Origin of the sequence: Gordonia rhizosphera NBRC 16068 (assembly GCF_000298195.1) — a bacterium.
Lineage (GTDB): Bacteria > Actinomycetota > Actinomycetes > Mycobacteriales > Mycobacteriaceae > Gordonia > Gordonia rhizosphera.
In genome coordinates, this window is record NZ_BAHC01000191.1 from 1 (window position 1) to 24,599 (window position 24,599).

The following is a 24,599-nucleotide window of genomic DNA, read 5'->3' on the forward strand; positions in this document are numbered from 1 at the left end:
AAGACCAACACCCTATGGCCACTGATCCTGGGGATCTACGGCGACGACCGCGTGTCCGACACTCAGTGCCAGAAGGCCGCTCACGCCCTGTACTCCTACGTCACGCGTCGAATGCTGTGCGGACTGACGACCAAGGATTACAACCGGAACTTCGTGTCCGTACTACAGAAGGCCCACGCTAGGACTGCAGTCGACGGTCTCGCCGGCGACGCCATCGAGAAGGAATTGGCTCGTACGTCTGGCGAGACACGCATCTGGCCCGATGATGGAGAGTTCGTTGCCGCCCTCATGGGAACCAACTTTTACGCTCTCGCTCGACCCCGTCAGCGGGCGTTCTTCGCGGGAATCGAGAATCACCTCCGCGACGACAAAACTGAAGAGGTGAGCCCGATCCGTGCCCAATGGGAGCGTCTCAATATAGAGCATGTGATGCCGCAGAAGTGGCGAGAGCATTGGCCCTTGCCCGACGAAAACGACGAAGAGTTGGTCGCGAAGCGCGAGCAAGCCATCAACAGAGTCGGGAATCTCACACTGACCAACGGCCGCCTGAACTCTCAAATGCGCAACCAGGCCTGGCCCAAGAAGAAGTCGGCGCTCCAAGCGAAGAGCACCATGCTCGTCACCACAGCATCCATTCTGTCTGCCCCACCTGGACTCCACACCAATGCGGCGGAAGCCTGGGCTACGGGATGGGACGAGGTTCGAATCAATCTACGCTGTGCACATCTGGCCGCTCTCGCACTCCAAGTCTGGCCACGACCGGACATCGCTCCTGCGGACGAGGAAACAGACGACGATCTGGACTCGATGGACGAACTCGATGAGGACGACGATTCCTTAGACTAGCCGAATCTGCGCATTCAAGACCTGAGAAGGTTAGCACAGGTAATGCAATGCGAGAAGGTTGAACGCTCCCACTGTCGCCTGATCTCGGTGCTCCGATCACGGGTAGACGACACGCGCTCGTTGCCAACACTTCGAATAGTCAAATGAAAGGTAGGGCATTCGCGTCGAGACTGCCGACCCTGGGTCATCACGTCCGACAATTACCCCAGATGTGGGCAAGGTGTAGCCAGTCTTGTCTGCCGGAATTACCAAGTGCCTATCGTGCAGGGCACGACGATCGGAGCCCAGCATGAACCGGACCTGCACATTATCGATGTCCCTCAACGCCGTCCGTATCTCGTTAGCGAGATCCGGCCGATTATAGTCATCACTAGTGAGTATACGCAATTTTGATCCGGAGTGATTCGCTAGCAGAGCAAGAAATCTGGCAGCATCGCTTGGATCTGAAAAGATATACCGGTCAATCCATATTGCGCTCGATACTCCGTTCAAGAGCTTCGCAAACTGCCCAACGGATGCATCGAGTACTGCTGGCCAGCCCGGGCTCACTGCCTCAACCTCATCGAGAAGGGGCGTCTGCGCCACTAGCTCGGCGAGCTCGAACTGGTCGCCAATGACACTCCCGATGCACCGCAGTGCTTCCCGCCCAGCCGGTGTTATGTCGCTGGCCCTTCTAACATTTCGCAAGACCTCGATTGTATCCGGCGGGAGGGCCTCTACGAGTCGCCGTGCATCGTGCGCCAGTCGTTCCACCGTGTCCAGTTCGGCTTCGTCCGCAGACTTCCCCAGGAACCTGCGCGCGAGCCATGTCGAATCTCCAGCAAGAGCACGCAGCCTGATGGAAGATTGCCCAACTGCGGCACAATCGTCGTCATGCAACCGTGGAAGGGCTTTGGACTCGACACGGCTCAGCAACGGGCTCCCTGAAAAATGAGGATCAAGCGGATCCGCGGTGCGCGCGACAAAGAACGCGCCGATGTCACGGGCAGATCTCCCATCCACTAGCAAACGGTACAAAGTCGAGTGCAACGCTCCGCCCTGACTCCTCCGCAGGGCGTGCCCGTAATCGTCGAACACCAATTGAGCGATTCCATGCTTCTCGACGGCTGCAGTAACGGATTCGTCTACGCGTTCTCGAAGTTCGCTCTGATTACTCTCCGTAAAGTCTCGCCCTCTGACCAATTGTGCACTGTCGCCGAAGATGTCTACCAACGATTCACAGACTGTCGAAAGCCCCCATCGCGGTAGTCCACGCACGAGATACTTCCGTCCATCCAGCATCTCGGAGGCCACATGATCAATCCACTCGGACTCGCTTGGAAGCCAGCTAGATGTCGGCACCGCTCACCGCTCGTTCAACAGCACGAATTCGCGATTCGCTCGTTCCGGCTTTGAGCAAGCCGTACGGGACAGCGTGTGCCACAGCGCTTGGGTTCTCCTCGATCTCCAACCTCGCAAGCTCGCGATCCTCTGGGTCTGTCGACCACAGATCTCCCAGCAGCGAAGCCTCCTCCGGGAACCATTCACCAAACGATTCCAGTATCTCCCGGGCCTGCTGGAGGGGCGACCCTTCGCCCTGCTCCCGAGCCGCATCTCTTACGGAGTCGACGTCCATATGCCATGGGATGACGTCGCGGCTTCGAGATCTGCATGCAAGGGAACATGCCTTGCGTGTTAGCAGCGCATGCCCTCCGTATTCGCTATACAAGAAATCGATAACTTCATGGCTTCTCACGCGAACTCCCATCCGCCTCCCCAGATCCCTCACCATTTCAGCCATGTCATCACGAGAGAGCGGGGAGAGGTACATCAAACGCACCAACTTGTAGACAAGGTTGTCGGCGCCTGAACCAAGAATGGGTCTTTCAAAAATGGCCGGATCAACACCGGCGCACACAAGCAATGCGCCGCGACTCGGGTGGGGATCTTGAATCATTCCACGAAGCTGAGTGAAAGCGACAAGCAGATCAGACGATTCGCTTGCGAGGATCGATCTTCCTGGCAGGAGTTGATCGACCTCATCGATAAAGAGTTCCAGACGCTCGCCCACAGCCAGTGATAGCACCTGCACATCTCGAAGCCATTGAAGGCGGAGTCTGTCAATTCCGACCTTGAGGTCTCCCGTCCTGTCGAGAGTACTCAGCTTCGGCAAGTCATCACCGTCAATCAGCTCAGAGACTCGTTCCCAGGTGCTCTGCAACACACGTAGACGGAAATCGTCCGCCGAGGACAGTCCGCTAATATCAAGCCATATAACTGGTTTTCGTGCATCCCTTCTTCGCCGAGCTACGTAATTGAGGAGCGAGGTCTTACCCGTCTTGCGCAAACCGAATACACCGACGGATTGCCCGCGCTCGATGTCCGAAATTATTTCCTGAAACTCGTCGCTCCGACCAAAAAATCCACCAGGGTCATGAATAGGGGTAGTCATGTCATAGTGGTCGACTGTTGTGAGAACCTCAGACATCTTGTGGCGAATATCTGGGTACTCTGGATTCAGTTCATTCAAATCAAGATCGATGGCCGCGAACTCGCCCCGACGACGACGGAGAAGTCGATTAAGGCTGGCGTCAAAACTAGCAATGAGGAATATCCCGTTGTCGATACGGGCAGTCTTGGAGAGGCGTTCTTGTACCCGTTCGAGTAGCCTCGGCTCGACGGAGTCGTACTCGACATAGACCAGCAGAATCTCCAGGTGCGCATCGAACATTTCTGCGACGTTCTTCGGCAAAGTAATATTCAGCCACCAGCGTCGACGGTCTACCTGGTCCTGTTCGCACCTCCAGACCCCACACGTTGAGCGCTCAAGATACAGCAACAACTCTCTTCCAGAGCGTGTTGCGGTGACGAACTTCTTCTTATAGGCTTCGAGATCGTGCTGGCGAACTGTCTTTGGCACCGCGTCACCCATGCCATATCGGGGAGCGCTAGTCATTCAACCCTCATCTTCCTAGTCACGCGTACATTAATTCTCAAGAACTATGCGCTGTGCTGATCTGCAGCGGCGCTTACACTTTCAATGGTCTCCACAATCCTTACGACTTTCTCGGCCTCGAACACTTGGGTCGGTCCTTGTGGCGCGCTATCCGTGAATGGTGGCTCGAAGAGCTGCGAGGTGTCCATCGCGCCGTTTCTAGTCAGGTAGTCAACTACGAGACCCACGAAGTGAATCTGGTCGGAGGTGGCATTGTTGTCGTTGATGAACTCGGCAAATGCCTCGTTGACCGACTGCCGATCCAGCCCGACGAGCGATCGGATGAAGCGACCAAGGCCGTGGGCGTCGTCGATCGCTTGTTGGAGTTCCTCCGGTGAACCAGCACCACTTCGGGCGAGGAGTTCCTGGAGCGAGTCCATGTCGGCTTGGGTCAATGGCTTCCCGGTCCTCAGCTTCTGCAGCGCGAGGTTATCTGGTTGCCGACGAAGGTAGTCGCGCATCTTGGCGTTGAAGCGTTCCTTGTCGGTGCCGGTCGCCATGTATGGCATGTCAACCTCGGTGACATCACCAGTGAACGTGTCTTGCAGATCGGTGTAGACGATCGGCTGCTTCGTCTTCTCGAGAAGCCCAACGAGGGAGCGCAACTCCTTGCGTGCGTCTTCGAGCATCTCAGGGGTGACGTCTTCCCACCACTCCTCGGAGACAACTTCTCGCAGGAGTTCTTCCTTGGCTTTGATCTTGGGGATGGTGAGTTGCTCGAGGAGGCCACCGGCGATGACACGGACTTTGTCGTGCTGACGTTCGAGGGTGGTGTCGTCGGCTTCGATTACGGCGAGTTGTCCGCGCAGGACTATGAGGTCGAAGCGTTTGGCCATTTCGTCGGTGTCGCGGACGGTGGTGGGGAGGTCGGCGAGGTTGTCGACGATGTCGCGGACCTTCTGTTCGTTCAGCGACACCCACTTGCCGCGGTCACGGTAGACCTCGACTTGTTTGCGACGCGGCCGGACGAGGAAGTTGTCGAGGTTCATGCCCGCGACTTGGGTGTGCAGGACGTCGGTGATCTGTTCGCGCAGGTCGGTGTTGGTGTGGGAGCGGTCGAGTGCCCAGACGACGTCGGTGCGGGCGGTGAACAGTCGCTCCGACAGTGAGGCGGGCAGGCGTGCTTCGGCGGGTGCGGGGTGGGCGTTGAAGAACTCGACGTTGCCGCAGAGGTCGAAGATGAAGAAGTCGGTCTTGTCTTGTCCTGGCCCGTAGAGATCAGGTCGCAGGCGGGTGCCGCGGCCGACCATTTGCCAGAACTTGGTCTTGGACCTTACGGGTTTGAAGAACACCAGGTTGACGACGTCGGGGATGTCGACGCCGGTGTCGAGCATGTCGACGGAGATCGCGATGTGCGGTTCGGATGTCGGCTGGGAGAACTGATCGATGAGGTCCTGGCCGTGGGACACGGCGTGGGTGATGACGGCGGCGAACTGGCCGTTGTATTGCGGGTAGTTGCGGTCGAAGCGCTGGGCGATGAAGTCGGCGTGTTTCTGGTTCTTCGCGAAGATGATCGTCTTGCCGAGCCGGTCACCACCGGCGACGCGGTGCCCGCGGGTCATCAGGACTTCGAGGGCTTTGTCGACGGTGTCGGTGTTGAACAGCCACTTGTTGACCGCTTCCGACGACACTTCGTCGGGGTACTCATCCGGGTCGACGTCTTCGCCCCAGTCCTCACCTTCCCACCGCTTCTTCTCCTCATCGGACAGATCGTCGTACTTGATGCCCGATCGCGGGAAGGCCAATGGCACCGTTACGGCCCGCGGTGGCACGAGGTAGCCGTCTTTGATGGCTTCGTCGAGGCTGTAATCATCTGTGGGAACACCCGTTTCGAGGTTGAACAGTTGGTAGGTGTTGTAATCGACCTCGTCTTTGGGAGTCGCGGTCAGCCCGAGGAGGTAGGAATCGAAGTACTCGAAGATCCGCCGATACTTTTGGTACACCGACCGGTGGGCTTCATCGATGACGACGAGATCGAAGTGCCCCGGGCCGAAGCGTCGCCGGCCGTTGTCGAGGTCGTTGATCAGCCCCATCATCGTCGGATAAGTGGACACGTAGACACGGCCGTCGGTGTTCTTCTCGGTGAGCAGGTTGACCGGTGATGCATCCGGCAGGAACGTCTTGTAGGCGTTCACCGCCTGCTTGACCAGCGCTTTGCGGTCCGCGAGGAACAGGATGCGTTTCGCCCAGTTCGCTCGCATGAGCATGTCTGACAAGGCAATGACGGTACGGGTCTTTCCGGAGCCGGTGGCCATCACCAGCAGCGCGGCACGTTGGCGGTTGGTCTCGAAGCCTTCGGTGACGTTGCGGATCGCCCTCGTCTGGTAGGGGCGTTCCACGATCGTGGTGTTGATGTCGACGTCGGCGAGTCTCTTGCGGGTGGTGCGCCGCTGGATCTCCAGGGCGAGCTCGTCGCGGGTGTAGAAGCCTTCGACTTCCCGTGGTGGGTAGTTCTCGTCGTCCCACAGCCAGGTATCGAAACCGTTGGTGTAGAAGATGATCGGTCTTTGGCCGTGCATCTGTTGGAGGCAGTCGGCGTAGAGCTTGACTTGGTGTTGTCCGACGGTCGCATCCTGGGAGGTGCGTTTGGCTTCCACCACCGCCAGGGGGCGTCCGTCGGTGCCCCACAGCACGTAGTCGACGAAACCGTTCTTGCCTTCGGGCATCCCGGTCACCGGGTACTCCCGAACCCGCGGGGCGTCGACAACCCATCCGGCTTCGCGCAGCAGCAGGTCGATGATGTCGGTGCGGGTGCGGGCTTCGTCGTAGTCGTGGGTATCGGCATGCTTGGCTGCAGCAGCTTGTGCGGCGGCGACCTGGGCGCGCAGCTGGGCGACAAGCTCCTCAAGGCTGGCATGGGCGGCGTCGGCCGCCTTGAGTTGTTCGTCTCGCGCCAGCAGCTGCTCGGTGAGATCCGCGCGCACATTGGCGGCCTGTTCGAGTTGGGCGTCCTTGGCCTCGAGCTCGGCACCGAGTTTCTGCAGCTGTGCCATCGTCTTGGCGACCGCAACTCCGCCGCCCGGCTTCGGGAGTGCGGCGCGGTCGAGCTTCTGCCCTGGTTTCGGCTTCGATTCGGGCTGGGTGGCGTAGGTGCGGGCCAGCCACGACAGGACGTGGAACAGTTCTTCGAGCAGGCGGATGCCGGATTCCTGCCCGATCGGGCGGTCGTCGTGGACTGCGTGGTTGCCCGCCCGCCGAATCAGATCCAGTTTCGTCTGCACCGGACCCGGCACGAGCGCCTGGAACGCCGGGCCGTGGATGCGGGCCGACAGATCATCCTTGTACGGCTTGTCCAAGCCATTGACCGTGTAGAGCCACTTGACGGCCGCCTCGACCGTCCGACGGGCATAGAAGCAGGTGGAACGGCTATCGAACAGCGCATCTCGTTCGGCGTTCTTCGCCGACGCATGCACCTGGGGCCACTCGCCCTGCAAGAAGTCGAAGTTGCCGGCCACCATGCCTCCTTCCAACCTGTCCGATCTTGACATACCTCAGCCGTGGTTGAGGTGAGCCAGACAGACTACATCGGTCGCCTGACAAGGCGACAAAGCGCGATTTCGCTGCGACGCTGTCGGGCATGCCGGGCACAATCAGTTCGCTGGCTCAATACGGGAATGGGGTCCGATGTCAATCGCCACAAACAGAACTGCGTTCGTCGCCGACCAGATCGTCGAGCTGCCGGCGTTTCCCTTGTTGTCCACCGACTTCGCGATCGGACTCCAGCCGTGCGAAACGGGCTTGCGATTGACTGCTAGCTCTGACGAGGTCAAAGACGGCAATCTCGTGATGACGTACGAAGACGGTCAGTGGATAGATCGCACTCCCGAAGCCGATATCGCCGCCAGTTCCTCGAAGGTCGCTCTCTGGTCTCTATTGATTCCCGAGGAGGTCCGAGATCTGGATTCAAACGACGAGCAGGCTTTCAGCGAGCAGTTCATGGCGACTCTCGATGCACACGTCGAGCTGGCTGAGTTGTTTACGACTCTGGTGACAAGCGGCTGGCATGTCGTCGCGCGCCACGACGATACCGGCGCAGACGGCTGCGGAACCCCGCAGATGCGCATTCATGCAGTGACACCTGACATCGACCGCGACCGCGCGGCAATCGCGCTCCGGGCTTTGCAGCTGCCGGCTGACATTTCGTACATCGACGTTGCCTACGGGGGGCAGTCAGCCAACGACGGCCGAGTGCAGTGGAGGTTTGCGACAGAAGACACCGTCGCAGTTTCCTCGCACGGCGACCGCAACCTCGTGAGCATCAATGACGTCATGACGTACGCGTTGTCCAGCGCCCCCGGGTGGACACTGCGTCCCGGGATCGACGCCCCTGTCGAGCGACATACCGCGGGCAATGCGATGAAGGCCTCTGTTCTCCCCTCCCGACCGGTCCCGTCGACTAACACCAAGGACGACGTGAAGCAACGGCTCCACGCAGTCCATGAATGGGCCCAGCATCACGACTTTGGACCAGCAGTTGCACCCGCTATACCCAAAGTCGTACAGCAGACCCTCAACGACCTGGGCGCCGGCAATGTCGGCTACTACCTGCTTGAGTTCAAGAACGGTGACTGCTATCTCGGACAATCGATCTCTATTGCGGAACGCCTCAAGGGACACCGCACTCTCCGCAAAGACATCAAACGCATTCGGCTCCGTCCCGACCCCGCAGCAAACAGCCTCGCGAATCCGCTCCGGCACCTTCTCGACCAGGAAAGAACCCTAATCCACAGCATCCAAGCTGCTGGGCTTCCCGCACGCAACAAAGCAGAGATGACATACCTCAGCGGGGAGCAACGGCCGCTCGACGAGATCTTCGACCAAAACGGGACGTCCATGGCTGAGTGGCTATCAGACCCGATCGGGACAAATAGGCGAGAGGATGTGACAGGTCGCGCACTCACACCGAACTCGGCTCGAATCGCTGCTGGCGAGGAAGCATATGAGCTCTGGCTCAAACGCGCTGGGGCTGGCGCCACAACAGTACGCTCGCTGCTGTGGACCTATATGCAGCGCTGCCTTCCGCTCCCACTACACACCGAACATGTGCATTGGGTCCTCAGCTCTCCCGCTGTGATCCCCCCTCACCGGGCGCTCTCAAACCTCAGCATCGGTTGGACCGAGGCCTTGCGGATCATGATCGACAAGAACGGGCACCTGCGGGCGATGCTGCACGTCAACGGTGTCGAACTTCTCGGTCCCGACATGGCGGATGATGCACTGGTGCGATTCATGCGCCAGCACCCCGGCGTATCCGTCACCGAATCGCCGTATCAAGCGGCCGGACCCTTCAATTTGATGCTGTGGACACCAGATCTCCAATCCCTCCGCGACCTCCTCGACGACACCGCTGTGACTCGCGCAGCCGCGACAGCAGCACTTCACCTGATGCGCCAAAGCAGGCCCGGCAGGAACAGGGACTCTCACAACCCCGTCTTGGTGAACGCGATCCTCGGTGTCCAGGGCTGAGAACCGACGAACCTGGCGCTGGTGCTCACCGGCGTCACCGCGGTCCGGAGTGAGAGCCAGCCCGGACGGCAAGCAGCGAAATTGCAATCGCCACCGTTCAGTCGAAGAAGTCCTCGTCAACCTCGACGACGGTGAATACATCTCGCGTCTGAACCCCAATGCCGTACTTGATCATCAAGCCGGCCAGCCGCTCACCATCGATCAGAATGATGCGGGTGCTCACGCTGTTGGCGTACTCGCGGGCACCGGGTGAGAACGAGCTCGTGGTGATGAAGATCCCGCGGGAGGCACCCATGCCATGCAGCGCTCCTACGAATGCCTGGATGTCTGGCCGCCCAACGGTATTGCCCTGCCCATATCGCTTTGCTTGGACGTAGATCTGGTCCAGGCCGAGGGCGTCCTGATCGATTACGCCATCAACTCCCCCATCCCCTGTCCCGCCGAGCCGCGTAGCCTTCTGCTCCGTCCCTCCGTACCCCATTGCGACGAGCAACTCGAGAACTGCGCTCTCGAGAAAGTCGGGCATCTGCTCACGGATGCGCTTAATCAAGTCGGTCTTGACCTCGTCGTGAAGGCGCGCGACGCCCTCGTTGATCTGCTCAAGTGGTTCGATGGCCGACTCGTGAATGACGGGCGTCTTGGGCTGATCTATCGGCGTTGATGGCGTGTACGCCTGGTAGGCCGGGATCAGCTTCAGGTGAGCATCGCTGATATCCCCGGTGTGCTCAGCGAGGAAAGCGATGCCAGCATCAGTGATCTGGTATGTCGCTCGACGGGGACGGTCGACGAGCTCCGCACGCACCAAATCCGAAAGGGCCCAACCACAACGCCCCTCGGCCCGGTTCCCGCCTGTCGCTACCTGCTCGCCCAGCTGCTCCTCTGTGAGTTGCATGTACACGAGGACATCTGCCACAAGTTCCCGACGCGATCGAGTCTTGCGATCCGAAATGGTGTCAAGGATCGGGCGCAAGAATCCCTGCCAGACAGGAAGGTTCGATACTCGATCATCAGCTGTCACAGTGCACTCCGGAATGCGCGGGATTGGAGTGAAGTGAAGAGGGTGTCCAAAGCCTTTTCGCTGTCAAGCTGCTGGGCTCTTTGGTCCTCGACCTTCTCTATCCGCCGCCTAAACTCACGCTGCTTGTCCATCGAGGGCCGCGGAATTGCAACGGTTGCGAGTTTGGCCTTCGATACATTCGGCATCGACCCGGCTGAGCCCACGGCAAGCCTCTGGATCTTGGCACGAATGAGAGGGTACATGAGGGCTCGCTGAACATACCGCGCATCGAGTCCTACGTGATCGCGAAGGTTCAGTCGGAATATCAAGTCTGGTAACAGCATTCGCGCTGGTGTCGACTGCACGTAAGCACTAGCTGCTACAAGGTCGCGCGTGTTCTTTCGGGTGAAGAGTATGTCGCCTACGCGGACTTCATTAGATGCATCAGCCGACTCGTGGAGCGGTAGCGCCTTGTTTTCGCCAGGGAGATACGTACCGGTTGTCACCGCGCTCAGCTTCAGAACCCCGTACTCACCATCAGATGCTTGTCGGCTTTGACACTTCGGACTTCGGCCCGAGTCGATACTCGACAGTGCCTCTCCAAGCAAGATGTAATCACCGGATTCTATGTCGCGGTCGAACATCTCAACGAAGATCGCCTCTGACAGCTCGTTCAACCCGACAGTGGTTTCGCGTCGCTTTGTGCGAAGCGTGTCGGCGTGGTCGAGGATGGCTGCGATGCGGCGTTGTTCGAGGAGGGGAGGGAGATCAGGGACCTGGAGCGCCAAGAAGTCATCGACGCTAGTTCTGCGTTTTCGTGGCACTGAGCCATAGGCGATCGTGTCGTAGCGGGCAATCATGTCTTCGGTGAGCAGCAATCTGATCAGGTAGTTTGGATCGACTGCTTCTCGTGTGCGGAAGGTCGGGTACAACGGGGAGATAATCGCCTTGTGCCAGTGTCGGTTCTGAGCAATTGCTCCCGCCCACAGCAAGTATGGATTGAAGGCGATGTCGAACATCCCGATCAGCTTGTACTTGCTGGTGTTCTCTACTGCGAGGCGCTTGCTGAACCGATCACGTTGCGCCACAAATCCATTACGCTCGGTCAGGGTGAGAACTTCAGGTTCGGATTCGCCGGGTTTTGGTCGGTCTTTGAACTCATAGAGAAGGTCACCGAGCGGAATCATTCGGCACCGCCAGCCAGCATCTGTCGCAGCTCCGCGAGGCCGGATTGGATGTCGAGTTCGAGCTTGTCGAGTTCGTCGAGGATCTCTTCGGGTGCGCGGTGTTCAACTTCGTGGTGAACGATTTCTTTGTACCGGTTGAGGCTGAGGTCGTAGCCTTGCTCTTCGATTGCTCTTCGCGGAACGCAGAACGACTGATCGGTGCGCTCGCGCTTGAGTTCCTTGCCGTCGTGTTCGGCCCAGCGTGCGAGGACATCGGGCAGGTTGTTCAAGGAATGCTGTTCGTCCGCGAGTTGGGCCAGTGGCCCGAGTTTGTCGCCATCGAGTAACGCGGTCCGCTTGTCGTCGAGCGAGAAGCCGTCGGCCTGGACGTCGTAGAACCAGACGTGATCGGTACCGCCCGAGTTTGTCTTCGTAAAGAACAGGATCGCGGTCGACACCCCTGCGTAGGGCTTGAAGACTCCAGAAGGCAGCTTCACAACGGCGTCGAGCTTGTGGTCGTCGACGAGCGTTTTGCGTAGGGTCGTGTGGGCCTTGGATGAGCCAAATAGCACGCCGTCGGGCACGATGACGGCGGCGCGGCCGCCGGGCTTCAGCAGCCGCAGGAACAGGGCGAGGAACAGAAGTTCGGTCTTCTTGGTCTTGACGATCTGCTGCAGGTCTTTGGCGGTGTTCTCGTAGTCGAGGCTACCAGCGAAAGGCGGATTGGCCAGCACGAGTGAATACGCGCCGGCATCGCCGGTGTTGGCTTCGGCGAGGGAGTCCCGGTAGCGGATGTCCGGCTGTTCGACGCCGTGCAGCAGCATGTTCATCGAACCGATGCGCAGCATGGTGTTGTCGAAGTCGAATCCATGGAACATGTCGTGGTGGAAGTGCTTAGCGCCTGTGCCGGAGTTGATGTCGGCGGCGTGGTGTTCGCGCATGTATTCGGTGGCCGCGACGAGGAATCCGCAGGTGCCGGACGCGGGATCGACGATGGTGTCACCGGGTTCGGGGGCCATCATTTCGACCATCAGTTTGATGATGTGGCGGGGTGTGCGGAACTGGCCGTTTTGTCCGGAGCTGGCGATCTTGGCAAGCATGTACTCGTAGATGTCGCCCTTCGTGTCGAGGTCACGCATCTCGATCTTGTCCAGGAGGTCGACGACCTTGGTGAGCATTCCCGGGTTGGGGATTGATAGGCGGGCGTCCTTCATGAAGTGGGCGTAGGTGGAGTCCTCGTCGCGCATGGTGCGGATGAACGGGAACACGTCCTCGTCGACGGTGCGGAACATGTCGTCGGGGGCGTAGTTCTTGAACTCTGACCAGCACAGTTCGGTCCGCTCGACCGGGAATGGGTTGCCCGTAATCGACTTCTTGGTGAGGTTGGCGCGGTTGAGGGCGAGTTGTTGTTCGTCGTCGAGGCGGCGGATGAACAGCAGGTAGGTGATCTGCTCCATCACCTCCAGCGGGTTGGAGATGCCGCCGGACCAGAATGCGTCCCAGACGGCGTCTACCTTGCTCTTCTGTTCTCCCGTGATCACTCTCGCGTACTCCCAAACAGTCGTGGTGAACCCGAACAGAACTGTATAGCGCACCGCTCGGACAGTCCGCCGACAACCTTGGCGCGACACGCGACGGCAAAGGCAATCTTTGGCGTCTGATGCGCGCCCTGACGACGTAAATCGCCATCCTTGGTTTGCTCGTAAACGCTCCATGAGAGCCAACCCGCGGGTAGCTGCACAGCCTCTACCTGAACTTTCGGTCGCCCTCAATGCGCATACCGCGCGCTGTGCGCGCACCGCGTGGTGTGCGCACTACGCGCGCTATGCAGCCACGACGAGGCCGAAAAGCGTCCCTGACCAGTGCCTCCGGGTGTAGTGGCATTGATCTCGGAAGTCCCCGGAACTACCCGGTAGGAGGCACTTATGAAGGACGCCGATGTTCCGGCCGCACACTTCGGTTCGCCGCGTATCAACAAGCCCGGCGACGTAACGCGTGTGGAGCTGCGCCTGCCGACTCCACTTGGTGCCCGCCTTTATCGGCTGGCCCAGGCAAATGGACAGTCCGTGTCGCGTGTCGGCGCCGACCTGCACGATCAGCGCCTGACATCTCACAGCAGTTGGCGCCGCTGCTTCATCTAACCCCTGCATTGAGTCCCCTTGATGCTACCTGCTGTCTTTCCGCACGCGCACGCTCGCGACATATGCGTGTCGATCTCGACACGCTCCGTCCCGGTGGTGACCAGGCCGAGAGGAATCCGCCAATCGACGTCGCGATCGACGGCTACGTGCCTCGACAAATACCGGAGACGACGTGGCGCGTCATCGAAGACGAAGTGCGTCAGATCGTCCGCGACTCTCAGCCGGCGACGGGAACGTCCGCCGACCATCACATGCTGGCAGTCACCCATTTCCTCGCATGGGCGGTCGATCAGCAGCGCTCCCGTGAGCGCGAGCGGCTCTTCTTACCCGAGGTTGTCGAGCACTATGTGGCTACGGCATGCAGACATCTCTCGCCCGTCAGTCGCGGAACGCGTCGATCGGTGTTGCGGACAGTCGGACGGCGCGTCACTCGGAAAGCTCGCTGGGACTCACCTGCACCGGTCTATCCAACCTCCAAGAGCCGGCCACCCTACACCGACGAACAGTGCCGATGGCTGGTCAAATGCGTTGACTCTCAATCCAGCCCTTTTCGACGCCGGGTACTCCAATCACTCCTCGGCCTGGGTCTCTGGGCCGGGTTTACACCCGACGAGGTCGCCTTTCTCACCACCGACAGCGTCATCAACGCAGCGTCAGGGAGAGTCGCGATTGAATTGCCGGCTCGCGTGGTCCCCGTTCGCACACGCTACGCGCGTCTCCTCGAAACGCTAATTGCTTCCTTGCCGAAAGGTGCTTTCCTCATTCGTGACAAACCGGTCCCCCGGGTCGAGACGATTTCCCAGCTGATCGGGCACTGCGACCTCCCCACCAGCCTGCGCCCGCTGACGATGTCGCGATTGCGCCTCACCTGGGCGCTCGACGCGCTGGCTTCATCAGCTCCGCTACCCGCCGTGATGGCCGCCTAGGGCTGCAGAACGCTGAAGTTCACCGAGCCGCTGCTCCCGCAACTGACTGACCTTGCCGCGTCCGCGGACATCACCTCGGACGCACGCCTCTACGACTTCTGACTCATGGCCAGTGTGAAGAGCATCCCGCGCCACCGAACCAAGGGACGTGGTGATGGACCTAGCTGCAGCGCAGAGACTTTCAGGGTTGCTTTCGACGGCGCACTGCGCGCGCCCGCACGCCACCTCCTCCACACGGTCATGGTGGAGGACAACAAAGGTGGCCCCCGGGAGTTCACTCCCTTCCAGTTCTTCACCCTGGCCCTCATCAATGCGCTCGAAAAGCGGCCGATGCTGTTCACCAAGATCTTCGAGACCTTCCTCGGCCTCACAGCCGATCAGCTCCGCCGACTCGGCCTCACAGCTCTCTCCTACGACCAGACGACTGGCTTTGCCGCACGCGTGGAGGACCTCGTCGAAGCCGACAAAGTCGACGTCGTCGAGCTCATGAACGGCGTCTTCCAGCACACGGTGCCGCAGCTGCCGGCCATGTCCCTAGCCGTCGACTCCACCGACTACGAGTCACTCGCCAGGATCCGCGCCTTCTGGAATCGCACCAGCGACCAAGCACCCACCAGCCACGAAACCGACAGCGAACCAGACGCGGATCCCAAAGCGGGCCGCAAGAACGGCACCTGGCCGGTACTCCGCTCGGACAACCGGCTACAACGAACCGCCGACCCCGACCCGATGCGCGCGATGGACACCGGTCGGCCACAACAACAAGCCTGCCGGAGCGTTCGTAGGGTACGACCTCACTCTCGCCGTCAACTCGCGGCCGTGGCGCGGCAACGACGAACTCCCCGGATTCATCGCGGCCGCCAACCTCACACCCGCCGGCAGTCACCACGCCCGAGCGGCCATCGGGCTCATCGAAAGCCTCCGCGCCACCGGCCAGATCATCACCGACGTCACCGCCGACCGCGCCTACAACAACGCCAAGACAGAATTCTGGACAAGCCCACTGCGCACGCTCGGCATCGCACCCGTCTTCGACCTCACCGAGAAGCAACGGCGCCAACGCCCAGGCCCCGAGCCCGGCACCATCATCATCGACGGAACCTATTCACTGACGCGATACCCAAGCACCTGCGGGATCTCCTCACGTTCACCGTGGGCATGACATCCGAGGCCCGCACCGCACTGATGACGCTCTACGACGACCGCAAGCCCTACGCGTTCCGATCAATGGGAAAGAAGACCGACGGCAAGCAACGATTCCGCGGCCCAGTCAGAACCGATGCGCCGTCCAAGATCTGCTGGCCCCAACAATCAAGTCTCAATGCAGGAGAGACTGACCCGACCCGTCACCGAATGCAACGACGAGAAGTGCGGATGCTCCCTGTCGGTCACCCTGCACGACGACTACCTTCCCAACATCCGCCAACGCAACATCTACGGCACCACCGACTGGAACAAGGACTATCACCGCCGGAACGCTGTCGAAGCAGCGAACAGCGCCCTACGTACCAAGTTCCGAGTGGACCGCGGATACACGGGCCTTCGGTCTGGTGAAAAACGCCTTCCTGCTCGGCTTCACGATCTTTGCGTACAACTACGAGTGCATCACCAACCACTTCCGCACTCGCGGCCTCGCCATTCCGCCCGAGTACCCGATCGCGAAGACAGCCCCGCTGGAATCACCGGCACCCAAGACCTCGGCGAAGCGCGCAAGAGTCACAGAGGGTGACTGACCACCACCAGGCAGTTGATCCGCGCTCGGGCCATCTTTCAGACGCACATCCTTCTCCACAGCAACTTCTCGGGGTTCACTGCTGCGCGGAGATCGCAATTCTGAGTTGATCCGTGCGTCAGCGGGTCTTGTCAGCCGATCGGATCTCGAATTCGGCAGTACTATCGCCAATCAATCTCATTAGCAAGGCGCTGCGCGGGGATTTCTGCGCTAGCCTGCGACTTATCCAAACTAGGGACGATGACTTGGCCAAACATGCCGGTGGTGGAGCCTAGGAGATTCGAACTCCTGACATCCGCCTTGCAAAGGCGGCGCTCTACCAACTGAGCTAAGGCCCCGTGCCGGCCCGATCAGTGGCTGACCTGCGGTCGACGGGTGCGAATCGGGTGGCGTACCACCTCTCGCAGTGGGCCTAGGAGGACTTGAACCTCCGACCTCTTCGTTATCAGCGAAGCGCTCTAACCGCCTGAGCTATAGGCCCGTGAACCGAAGTGAGACACTACCCGACTCGACGCCAAACAACCAAAACGGGTGGTCAGAAGCTTTTCCGACCACCCGTTCCGAGAGGGGCCCGCCCTCGAATTTGTTCAGTCCAGGTCGGCGAGGGTGACCTCGGCCCCACCGACCAGATCCGCACACACGTTGTAGATGTAGGCGCCGATGGTGGCCAGCGCGGTCAGCAGGATCGCGTTGATCGCGCCCAGCAGCCCTGCCCAGCCGAAGACGGTGCCGGCACCGATGATGTCGGCTTCGCTGCTCGAGCCGTCGGCGTTGATCAGGGTGCCGAAGGAGCTGTTCACCTGATCCCACACGCCCATGCCGTCGAGGACCAGGTACAGCACCGCCACCGCGATCATCCAGATCAGAAATCCCGCCACCGACAGCACCGCGGCGATCTTGAAAGTCGCCCACGGGTCGAACCGGCGCAGCTGCACCGACGCGCGGAGCGGCCGGGTGGCGCCGACCTCTGCGGGTGCCGACCGTGTGGCGGGCGACGACGGCGGAGCCTCGTGCACATGGTGGATGGCATCGAGGTTCGGCAGCTTCTCGGCCTGCACGTCAGAGCGGTCGATGGTGCGTGTCGGGGACTCCACGAACCGCTCCCCCGAACCCGACGACGATGCCGGCGGGTTGTCGAGCTTGGTGACCGGGGCCTGCTGACCACTCATGCTCGCCGCCGCGGTACCCGTCGCGCTGACGATGCCCCGCGGCGGTGGCCCGGGACGGGATTCCGCGCCGGTCTCGTGGCCGTTGGTGTCGCCGCGCGCGGGCATCTGTTTGGTGTCGGCGGTACCGCGCTGCCACGGCGGGACGAGACTGCCCTTCCCCGGCCCGGACGCACCCGGACCGGAGACGCCGTTGGGCCCTGCGTCCCCGTTGGTCGGCTTCTTGTTCTCCGGCGTGTTCGGTGAGCTCACTGGCAATCCCTCATTCGGTGGTCGTAGGACCCACACTAACGGCTACCGGCCGCCCGTCCCCGGCGCTACTTGCCGGGACGCGCGGATCCGGTCGGTTCTTCGTCCGGCTCGTCCGCATTGCGCGCAATCGCGAGCAGCGTCGAGCCCTCGTCGAGATTCATCAGACGCACACCCTTGGTCTGGCGACCGGCCTTGCGCACCTGCTTGGCGGCCGTCCGGATCACTCCGCCGCCAGAGGTGATCGCGTACAGCTCGGAGTCGTCGTCGACGATGAGGGCGCCGATGAGCTCGCCGCGGCGGCGGTCGTACTGAATCGTCAGCACACCCTTGCCGCCACGACCCTGCACCGGGTAGTCGTCCATCCCGGTGCGCTTGGCGTAGCCGCCCGACGTCGCGACGAGCAGATAGGTGCCCTCACGCACGACGTTGAGCGACAACAACTCGTCCTCACCGTTGAAGCGCATACCCTGCACACCCGACGTCTGCCGGCCCATCGGGCGCAACGCCTCGTCGTCGGCATGGAAACGGATCGACTGTCCGACCTTCGACACCAGCAGCAGGTCGTCGTCGGCGCTGCACAGTTGGGCACCGACGAGCTCGTCCTCGCCGCGCAGGTTGATCGCGGCGATACCGCCGGACCGGTTGGAGTCGAAATCCTCCAGACGCGACTTCTTGACCAGGCCGTTGCGGGTGGCGAGCACGAGATACGGCGCGTCCTGGTAGGTCTGCAGCTGGATGACCTGCGCGATCCGCTCCTCGGGCTGGAACGCGAGCAGATTCGCCACGTGCTGGCCGCGGGCGGTGCGGTTGGCCTCGGGCAGCTCGTAGGCCTTGGCCCGGTACACCCGACCCTTGGTGGTGAAGAACAGGATCCAGTCATGTGTGGAGCACACGAAGAAGTGCGCGACGATATCGTCCTGTTTGAGCCCGGCACCCTGCACACCCTTGCCGCCGCGACGCTGGCTGCGATACAGATCGGTCTTGGTGCGCTTGGCGTAGCCGGTCTCGGTGATCGTGACCACCACGTCCTCGCGGGCGATCAGATCCTCGTCGCTGACGTCGCCGTCGGCCGCGATGATCTTGGTGCGTCGCTCGTCGCCGTACTTGTCCACGACGACCTTGAGCTCGTCGCGCACGATGGCGCGCTGCCGCTCGGGCTTTTCCAGGATGTCCTTGAGATCGGCGATCTCCCGCTCGATCTCGGCCAACTCGTCGATGATCTTCTGACGCTCCAACGCCGACAGGCGCCGCAGCTGCATGGCCAGGATGGCGTCGGCCTGGATCTCGTCGATGTCGAGCAGATCGATCAGGCCGCGGCGGGCCTCGTCGGTGTTCGCCGAGGCACGGATCAGTGCGATGACCTCGTCGAGGGCGTCGAGCGCCTTGACCAGACCACGCAGGATGTGGGCGCGTTCCTCGGCCTTGCGCAACCGGTAGCGGGTGCGGCGCACGATGACGTCGATTTGATGCGCCACGTAGTAGCGGATCATCTGGTCCAGGCGCAGGGTACGCGGCACGCCGTCGACGATGGACAGCATGTTCGCGCCGAAGCTCGTCTGCAGCTGACTGTGCTTGTAGAGGTTGTTGAGCACCACCTTCGCCACCGCGTCGCGGCGCAGGGTGATGACGATGCGCATTCCGGCGCGGTCGGAGGACTGGTCCTCGATCCGGCTGATGCCCTTGAGTTTTCCTTCGTTCACCTGTTCGGCGATCGATTGGATCAGGTTGTCGGGGTTGACCTGATACGGCAGTTCGGTGACGACGAGGATGGTGGTGCCCTTGTTCTCCTCGATGTCCACCACGCTGCGCATCCGGATGCTGCCGCGACCGGTGGTGTAGGCGTCGCGGATGCCCTGGCTGCCGACAATGAGTGCGGCGGTGGGGAAATCGGGTCCCTTGATGGCCTCCATACACGCGTTGAGCAGCGCCTCGTCGTCGGCGTCGGGATGTTCGAGGGCCCAGAACACCGCGTCGGCAACCTCATTGAGGTTGTGCGGCGGGATGTTGGTGGCCATTCCGACGGCGATACCTCCGGACCCGTTGATCAGCAGGTTCGGGATCCGGGCCGGCAGCACCGTCGGCTCGTTGGTCTTGCCGTCGTAGTTCGGCGTGAAATCGACCGTGTCCTCGTCGATGTCACGCAGCATCTCCATGGCCAGAGGCGTCAGGCGCGCCTCGGTGTAGCGCATGGCGGCCGGGCCGTCGTTGCCCCGCGAGCCGAAGTTGCCCTGACCGTCGACCAGCGGATAACGCATCGACCACGGCTGCGCCATCCGCACCAGTGCGTCGTAGATCGCGCTGTCGCCGTGCGGATGGTAGTTACCCATCGTCTCCGCAACGGGTTTCGCGGATTTCACATAGCTGCGATCCGGGCGGAACCCGGCGTCGTAGGACGCGTACAGCAGTCGGCGGTGCACCGGCTTGAGGCCGTCACGCACCTCGGGCAGCGCACGACCCACGATCACGCTCATCGCGTAATCGATGTAGCTGTTCTGCATCTCCTGGCCGAGATCGACCGGTTCGATGCGGTCGCCCTCTCCCCCGGCCGGGGGCAGCGTGGTGTCAGTCATGCGTGACCTTTTCTGGTGATACTGAAGTGGCTAAGCGTGTGGTTCGGTGGTCTCGGTCTCGGTCTCGATACACTCGTGATCGCTGCGCTCCACGAGCTACTCGACCCGGCGGATACGCTCCCTGCGCTAGCGCTCCGGGAGCTACTCGACCAGCGGGAATGGGCGCTACTCGACCTGCGAACACTGACTCAGACATCCAGGAAGCGAACATCTTTGGCGTTGCGAGCGATGAAGCTGCGGCGGGCGGCGACGTCCTCCCCCATCAGGATGGAGAAGAGTTCGTCGGCGGCCGCGGCATCGTCGAGGGTCACCTGGCGCAGCACGCGGACGGCCGGATCCATGGTCGTCTCCCACAGTTCCTTGGCGTTCATCTCGCCAAGACCCTTGTAACGCTGGATGCCGTCGTCGGTGTTGATCTTGCGGCCCGCGGCGCGACCGGCCTCGAGCAGGCCATCGCGCTCGCGGTCGGAGTAGGCGAACTCCGGATCGGACTTCTGCCACTTGAGTTTGTAGAGCGGCGGCTGGGCCAGGTAGACGTGACCGTGTTCGATGAGTGGACGCATGAACCGGAACAGCAGGGTCAGCAGCAGTGTCGCGATGTGCTGGCCGTCGACATCGGCGTCGGCCATCAGCACGATCTTGTGATAGCGCAGTTTGGCGATGTCGAACTCGTCGTGGATGCCGGTGCCGAATGCGGTGATGATCGACTGCACCTCGGCGTTTTTCAGTACGCGGTCGATGCGGGCCTTCTCGACGTTGATGATCTTGCCGCGGATCGGCAGGATCGCCTGGTACATCGAGTCACGGCCGGATTTCGCGCTGCCGCCGGCCGAGTCACCCTCGACGATGTAGACCTCACACTTGGTCGGATCGTTGCTACGGCAGTCGGCCAGCTTGCCCGGCAGTCCGCCGATGTCGGTTGCGGTCTTGCGGCGCACCAACTCTCGCGCCTTGCGCGCGGCCATGCGGGCCTGCGCGGAGTCGACGGCCTTCTTGACGATGGTCTTCGCCTCGGCCGGGTTGGCCTCGAACCAGTGCCCGAGATGCTCATTGGACATCTTCTGCACGAAACCCTTGACCTCGGTGTTGCCGAGTTTGGTCTTGGTCTGGCCCTCGAACTGCGGGTCGGACACCTTCACCGAGATGACCGCGGCGAGTCCCTCGCGGATATCGTCGCCGGTGAGTTTGCCGTCCTTCTCCTTGAGGAGCTTCTTGTCGAGGGCGTACTTGTTGACGGTGCTCGTCAGCGCGGCGCGGAAGCCCTCCTCGTGGGTACCGCCCTCATGGGTGTTGATGGTGTTGGCGAAGGTGTGCACCGACTCGGAGTAGCCGGCGTTCCACTGCATCGCGATCTCGACCTCGTGGCCGGTGCCCTTGGCGTTGAACGCGATCACCGAGGTGTGGATCGAGTTCTTGGTCCGGTTGAGGTGTTTGATGTAGTCGACGAGCCCGTCGGGATAGTGATAGGTGCGGGTGCGGACCCGGGCCGCGCGCTGCGCCTTCTCCTCCTCGGACTTGATGACCTCGGCGGTCTCCTCACCGTTGCCGCCCATCTCGGCCTCGGCGGCCACCGACTCCTCGCTGCGCCGATTGTCGGTGAGCGTGATGGTGAGGCCCTTGTTCAGGAAGGCCATCTCCTGCAGACGACGTGCGACCGTCTCGGCGCTGAAGGTGGTGGTCTCGAAGATGTCGGGATCCGGCCAGAACCGGACGGTCGTACCGGTCTTGCGTGTCGCCGCGCCCTGCTGGAGCGGGCTGGGCTTGGCGTGGTCGTAGCTCTGCTCCCAGTGGAAGCCGCCGTAGTTGATCTCCAGCTCGACCTTCGTCGACAGCGCGTTGACCACCGAGATACCCACACCGTGCAGACCACCCGACACCGCGTAGGCATCGGAGTCGAACTTGCCGCCCGCGTGCAACTGGGTCATGACGACCTCGACGGTCGGGACACCGGTGGCGTGCATGTCGGTGGGGATGCCGCGGCCGTCGTCGACGACCTCGACGCCACCGTCCTCGCGCAGCGTGACATCCACCCGGCTGGCGTGGCCGGCCATCGCCTCGTCGACGGAGTTGTCGACGACCTCCCAGATCAGGTGGTGCAGACCCCGCTCGCCGGTGGAACCGATGTACATACCGGGACGCTTGCGGACGGCTTCGAGGCCTTCGAGGATACTGATCGACTCGGCACTGTACTCGCCTGGCTTCTTGGCCTTGCGGGGCTTGCGTCCCGCTGAGTTGTCGGACCCGCTGGTGTCATTGGTGTCGGCCACGAGGTGCGTCCGCTCCTGTTCTGTCTCGGTAAAACCGCAGGAGGTGGACACACGTCGACCCGATCCGCGTGAGGACGCGGATCAGATCGGTATGCAGCGCAGGCCGGCGGCCGGCTGGTGTCCACCCCTGTCGGGAACAACTCCGTTCATTGTACTGCCTAACCCGAGCAGAAACGGGCATCCGGGGCCGCTAACGTGCGCGCAGATCGACTTTTTCCGATCGATGCCGGTCCGATAGTGCATCGGTCGCAATTGCACGCTCTACAGGACAGCTGACTGTCCTCGGACACCGGACCGCCGCGGCACGGGCGCCCGAGGCGGTCAGCCGTAGGTGTCGCGCGGGCCGCGGCCCTGGATGTGCCGCGGGCCCTTGCGCCACGACGGGGCCTTGGGCCCGGTGATCCGCAGGCTCGTCACCACCCCGTCACCGACCGCCGCGGCGATCTTCGCGAGGATGGTCGCCTGCATGTAGCGCAGCTGGGTCGCCCACGCGGTGGACTCCGCCTGCACGTGTAAGACCTTGTCGGTCAACGACGTCGGATTCGCGTGCGCGGCGATGTCGGCACCGACGATGGAATCCCACAGGCCGAAGACGGTGCCCTGACCGATCTGCTCCTGCCAGCCCCGCTCGGCGGCCAGGCGACCCGCGAGGCGCCCCAGCGGTTGGGGATCCCGCGAATCCGGGCCCGACCCGGACCAGCGCCGACGGCCTCCGCCGGTGCGACGGACGGTCTTGGCCGGGGAGGAGCGGCCCTGCCCCACCGACTTGCCTGCGGCGCGGGCGGCCGCCCGAGCCTCCTCGAGCGCACGCCTCGCGACCTCGTATCCCGCCGAGTGCGTCGGTTCCCCGCCATGACGATCCGCGGTCTGCTCCCCGGCCTGTTCACCGGTCTGTTCGCCGGTCATGTCGCGTCCTCCCCCACCGTGATGTCGGTCACGATCGACTGCCGGTGCCCATTCTCCTCCAGGACACCGACACCCACCCGCCGGCCGCCGATCGTCGCGGGGATGTCGTCGGGTACCGCCGCGGTGATCAGCAACTGTTCGGCGGATTCGGTGAATGCGGCCAACTGGGCACGCCGGTGCGCGTCGAGCTCGGCGAACACGTCGTCGAGCATGATCACCGGCTCGACGCCCTCGGTCCGGATCAGCTCGACCGACCCCAGCCGCAGCGCGAGCGCGAGCGACCACGATTCGCCGTGGCTCGCGAACCCCTTGGCGATCTCCGGACCGAGCCGTACGTCCACGTCGTCGCGGTGCGGTCCCACCAGGCTCACGCCGCGTTCGATCTCCTTGGTGCGCAGTTCGACGAGACGGGCGAGCAGGATCGCGGCGATGTCCTCGACCGATGCCGGCGTGCCGTCGGCAGGCAGCACCTCGTCGCCGGCGGCCGCACGGTAATCCAGCGTGGCCGGACGCGAGTGCGGCGCGATCGACGCGTAACACCCGGTGACGTGCGGGCCGAGTTCACGCAGCACGTCGATTCGCGCGGCGGTCACCTGGCCACCGAGGTCGGCGAGCTGACCGTCCCAGACGTCGAGGGTGCTGATCACCGAGTCGGCCTCGGATCCGCCGCGTCGCATCGCCGCTCCGGCGGTCTTCAGCAGCGCCGAACGCTGCCGCAGCACACGGTCGTAATCCGAACGCGCAGCGGCGAACCGGGGTCCCCGCTGCGCAACGAGCTCGTCGACGAACCGTCGGCGGTCGGCGGGGTCACCGCGGATCAGGGTCAGATCCTCGGGTGCGAACATCACCGCGCGCAGAATGCCGAGGATGTCGCGGGCGCGCCGGGCCGGGCTGCCGTTGACGCTCGCCTTGTTGGCTCCTTCGGCGTTGATCTGCAACTGCACCGTGAGTTCACGGCTCTGGTTCTCGACGGTTCCGGTGACCATGGCCGTGCCGGCGCCGGTGCGAACAAGTGGCGCGTCGGTGCTCACCCGGTGTGACCGCAACTGGGCGAGATAGAACACCGCCTCGAGCAGGTTGGTCTTGCCGAATCCGTTGCGCCCCACAAAGATCGTGGGTTCTGGACGCAACTCGAGATCGATCTCGCGCCAGGACCGGAAGTCCCGGAGATGCAGTTCGCGGACGAACAC

Annotated in this window: 16 protein-coding genes and 2 tRNA genes; 4 read left to right on the forward strand and 14 right to left on the reverse strand. The window is 62.2% G+C overall.

What is annotated here, in order from left to right; translation table 11 throughout:
- Positions 1-846, forward strand: an 846-nt coding sequence (locus GORHZ_RS23080) for an HNH endonuclease family protein (RefSeq protein ID WP_006337434.1), incomplete at its 5' end; no start/stop codon positions are given.
- 96 nt (positions 847-942) lie between these two features.
- Here GORHZ_RS23080 and GORHZ_RS31045 read toward each other — a convergent pair.
- From GORHZ_RS31045 to GORHZ_RS23090, 3 genes are all read right to left on the reverse strand, one after another.
- Positions 943-2,139 (reverse strand): phospholipase D-like domain-containing protein, encoded by a 1,197-nt coding sequence (locus tag GORHZ_RS31045; RefSeq protein WP_157205334.1) that lies wholly within the window; start codon positions 2,137-2,139, stop codon positions 943-945.
- A 34-nt stretch (positions 2,140-2,173) separates the two neighbouring features.
- Complete coding sequence (locus tag GORHZ_RS31050) at positions 2,174-3,757, reverse strand: ATP-binding protein (protein WP_157205335.1); 1,584 nt, start codon at positions 3,755-3,757, stop codon at positions 2,174-2,176.
- A 68-nt stretch (positions 3,758-3,825) separates the two neighbouring features.
- Positions 3,826-7,278, reverse strand: a complete 3,453-nt coding sequence (locus GORHZ_RS23090) for a DEAD/DEAH box helicase family protein (protein ID WP_006337437.1) — start codon at positions 7,276-7,278, stop codon at positions 3,826-3,828.
- A gap of 166 nt (positions 7,279-7,444) precedes the next feature.
- Between GORHZ_RS23090 and GORHZ_RS23095 the strand changes: the two genes are divergently transcribed.
- On the forward strand, positions 7,445-9,286 hold the full coding sequence (locus GORHZ_RS23095) for a GIY-YIG nuclease family protein (protein ID WP_006337438.1): 1,842 nt from the start codon (positions 7,445-7,447) through the stop codon (positions 9,284-9,286).
- A gap of 97 nt (positions 9,287-9,383) precedes the next feature.
- On the opposite strand, the gene GORHZ_RS23100 is transcribed toward GORHZ_RS23095, so the two are convergent.
- The 3 genes from GORHZ_RS23100 to GORHZ_RS23110 are packed head-to-tail and all read right to left on the reverse strand — an operon-like array spanning position 9,384 to position 12,990.
- Positions 9,384-10,304: a restriction endonuclease gene (locus GORHZ_RS23100; protein ID WP_040533144.1), complete on the reverse strand. Its 921-nt coding sequence runs from the start codon at positions 10,302-10,304 to the stop codon at positions 9,384-9,386.
- On the reverse strand, positions 10,301-11,470 hold the full coding sequence (locus GORHZ_RS23105) for a restriction endonuclease subunit S domain-containing protein (protein WP_006337440.1): 1,170 nt from the start codon (positions 11,468-11,470) through the stop codon (positions 10,301-10,303). Before GORHZ_RS23105 ends, GORHZ_RS23100 begins: the two co-directional genes overlap by 4 nt.
- Positions 11,467-12,990, reverse strand: a complete 1,524-nt coding sequence (locus tag GORHZ_RS23110; RefSeq protein WP_006337441.1) for a type I restriction-modification system subunit M — start codon at positions 12,988-12,990, stop codon at positions 11,467-11,469. The genes GORHZ_RS23105 and GORHZ_RS23110 overlap by 4 nt, the downstream gene beginning before the upstream one ends.
- Positions 12,991-13,374: 384 nt before the next feature.
- Between GORHZ_RS23110 and GORHZ_RS30335 the strand changes: the two genes are divergently transcribed.
- Complete coding sequence (locus GORHZ_RS30335; protein ID WP_006337442.1) at positions 13,375-13,590, forward strand: hypothetical protein; 216 nt, start codon at positions 13,375-13,377, stop codon at positions 13,588-13,590.
- A gap of 62 nt (positions 13,591-13,652) precedes the next feature.
- Positions 13,653-14,516 (forward strand): hypothetical protein, encoded by an 864-nt coding sequence (locus tag GORHZ_RS23115; RefSeq protein WP_006337443.1) that lies wholly within the window; start codon positions 13,653-13,655, stop codon positions 14,514-14,516.
- Here GORHZ_RS23115 and GORHZ_RS30340 read toward each other — a convergent pair.
- The 8 genes from GORHZ_RS30340 to recF all read right to left on the reverse strand — a co-directional run bounded on the left by GORHZ_RS30340 (position 14,493) and on the right by recF (position 24,599).
- On the reverse strand, positions 14,493-15,023 hold the full coding sequence (locus tag GORHZ_RS30340) for a hypothetical protein (RefSeq protein ID WP_006337444.1): 531 nt from the start codon (positions 15,021-15,023) through the stop codon (positions 14,493-14,495). The genes GORHZ_RS23115 and GORHZ_RS30340 overlap by 24 nt on opposite strands.
- 1,487 nt (positions 15,024-16,510) lie before the next feature.
- Positions 16,511-16,586 (reverse strand) — tRNA-Ala (locus tag GORHZ_RS23125).
- A 69-nt stretch (positions 16,587-16,655) separates the two neighbouring features.
- Positions 16,656-16,729, reverse strand: a tRNA-Ile gene (locus GORHZ_RS23130).
- A 106-nt stretch (positions 16,730-16,835) separates the two neighbouring features.
- A complete protein-coding gene (locus GORHZ_RS23135) occupies positions 16,836-17,666 on the reverse strand; it encodes a DUF3566 domain-containing protein (RefSeq protein WP_006337446.1) in 831 nt (276 codons plus the stop codon).
- A 65-nt stretch (positions 17,667-17,731) separates the two neighbouring features.
- Positions 17,732-20,236, reverse strand: coding sequence for a DNA gyrase subunit A (gene gyrA / locus GORHZ_RS23140; protein WP_006337447.1), 2,505 nt, complete (start codon positions 20,234-20,236; stop codon positions 17,732-17,734).
- A gap of 188 nt (positions 20,237-20,424) precedes the next feature.
- Positions 20,425-22,503 (reverse strand): DNA topoisomerase (ATP-hydrolyzing) subunit B, encoded by a 2,079-nt coding sequence (gene gyrB / locus GORHZ_RS23145; RefSeq protein WP_006337448.1) that lies wholly within the window; start codon positions 22,501-22,503, stop codon positions 20,425-20,427.
- A 321-nt stretch (positions 22,504-22,824) separates the two neighbouring features.
- Positions 22,825-23,409, reverse strand: a complete 585-nt coding sequence (locus tag GORHZ_RS23150) for a DUF721 family protein (protein WP_006337449.1) — start codon at positions 23,407-23,409, stop codon at positions 22,825-22,827.
- The gene (gene recF / locus GORHZ_RS23155) at positions 23,406-24,599 is read right to left on the reverse strand and encodes a DNA replication/repair protein RecF (RefSeq protein ID WP_006337450.1); all 1,194 of its coding nucleotides are present in this window, start codon (positions 24,597-24,599) and stop codon (positions 23,406-23,408) included. The genes GORHZ_RS23150 and recF overlap by 4 nt, the downstream gene beginning before the upstream one ends.

What these genes read in the sequence shown, in the direction of transcription:
- GORHZ_RS31050 (WP_157205335.1), bottom strand. Translation starts at nt 3,757, where the DNA reads ATGGGTGACGCGGTGCCAAAGACAGTTCGCCAGCACGATCTCGAAGCC.
- GORHZ_RS23090 (WP_006337437.1), bottom strand. Translation starts at nt 7,278, where the DNA reads ATGGTGGCCGGCAACTTCGACTTCTTGCAGGGCGAGTGGCCCCAGGTG.
- GORHZ_RS23095 (WP_006337438.1), top strand. Translation starts at nt 7,445, where the DNA reads ATGTCAATCGCCACAAACAGAACTGCGTTCGTCGCCGACCAGATCGTC.
- GORHZ_RS23105 (WP_006337440.1), bottom strand. Translation starts at nt 11,470, where the DNA reads ATGATTCCGCTCGGTGACCTTCTCTATGAGTTCAAAGACCGACCAAAA.
- GORHZ_RS30335 (WP_006337442.1), top strand. Translation starts at nt 13,375, where the DNA reads ATGAAGGACGCCGATGTTCCGGCCGCACACTTCGGTTCGCCGCGTATC.
- GORHZ_RS23115 (WP_006337443.1), top strand. Translation starts at nt 13,653, where the DNA reads ATGCGTGTCGATCTCGACACGCTCCGTCCCGGTGGTGACCAGGCCGAG.
- gyrA (WP_006337447.1), bottom strand. Translation starts at nt 20,236, where the DNA reads ATGACTGACACCACGCTGCCCCCGGCCGGGGGAGAGGGCGACCGCATC.
- GORHZ_RS23150 (WP_006337449.1), bottom strand. Translation starts at nt 23,409, where the DNA reads ATGACCGGCGAACAGACCGGTGAACAGGCCGGGGAGCAGACCGCGGAT.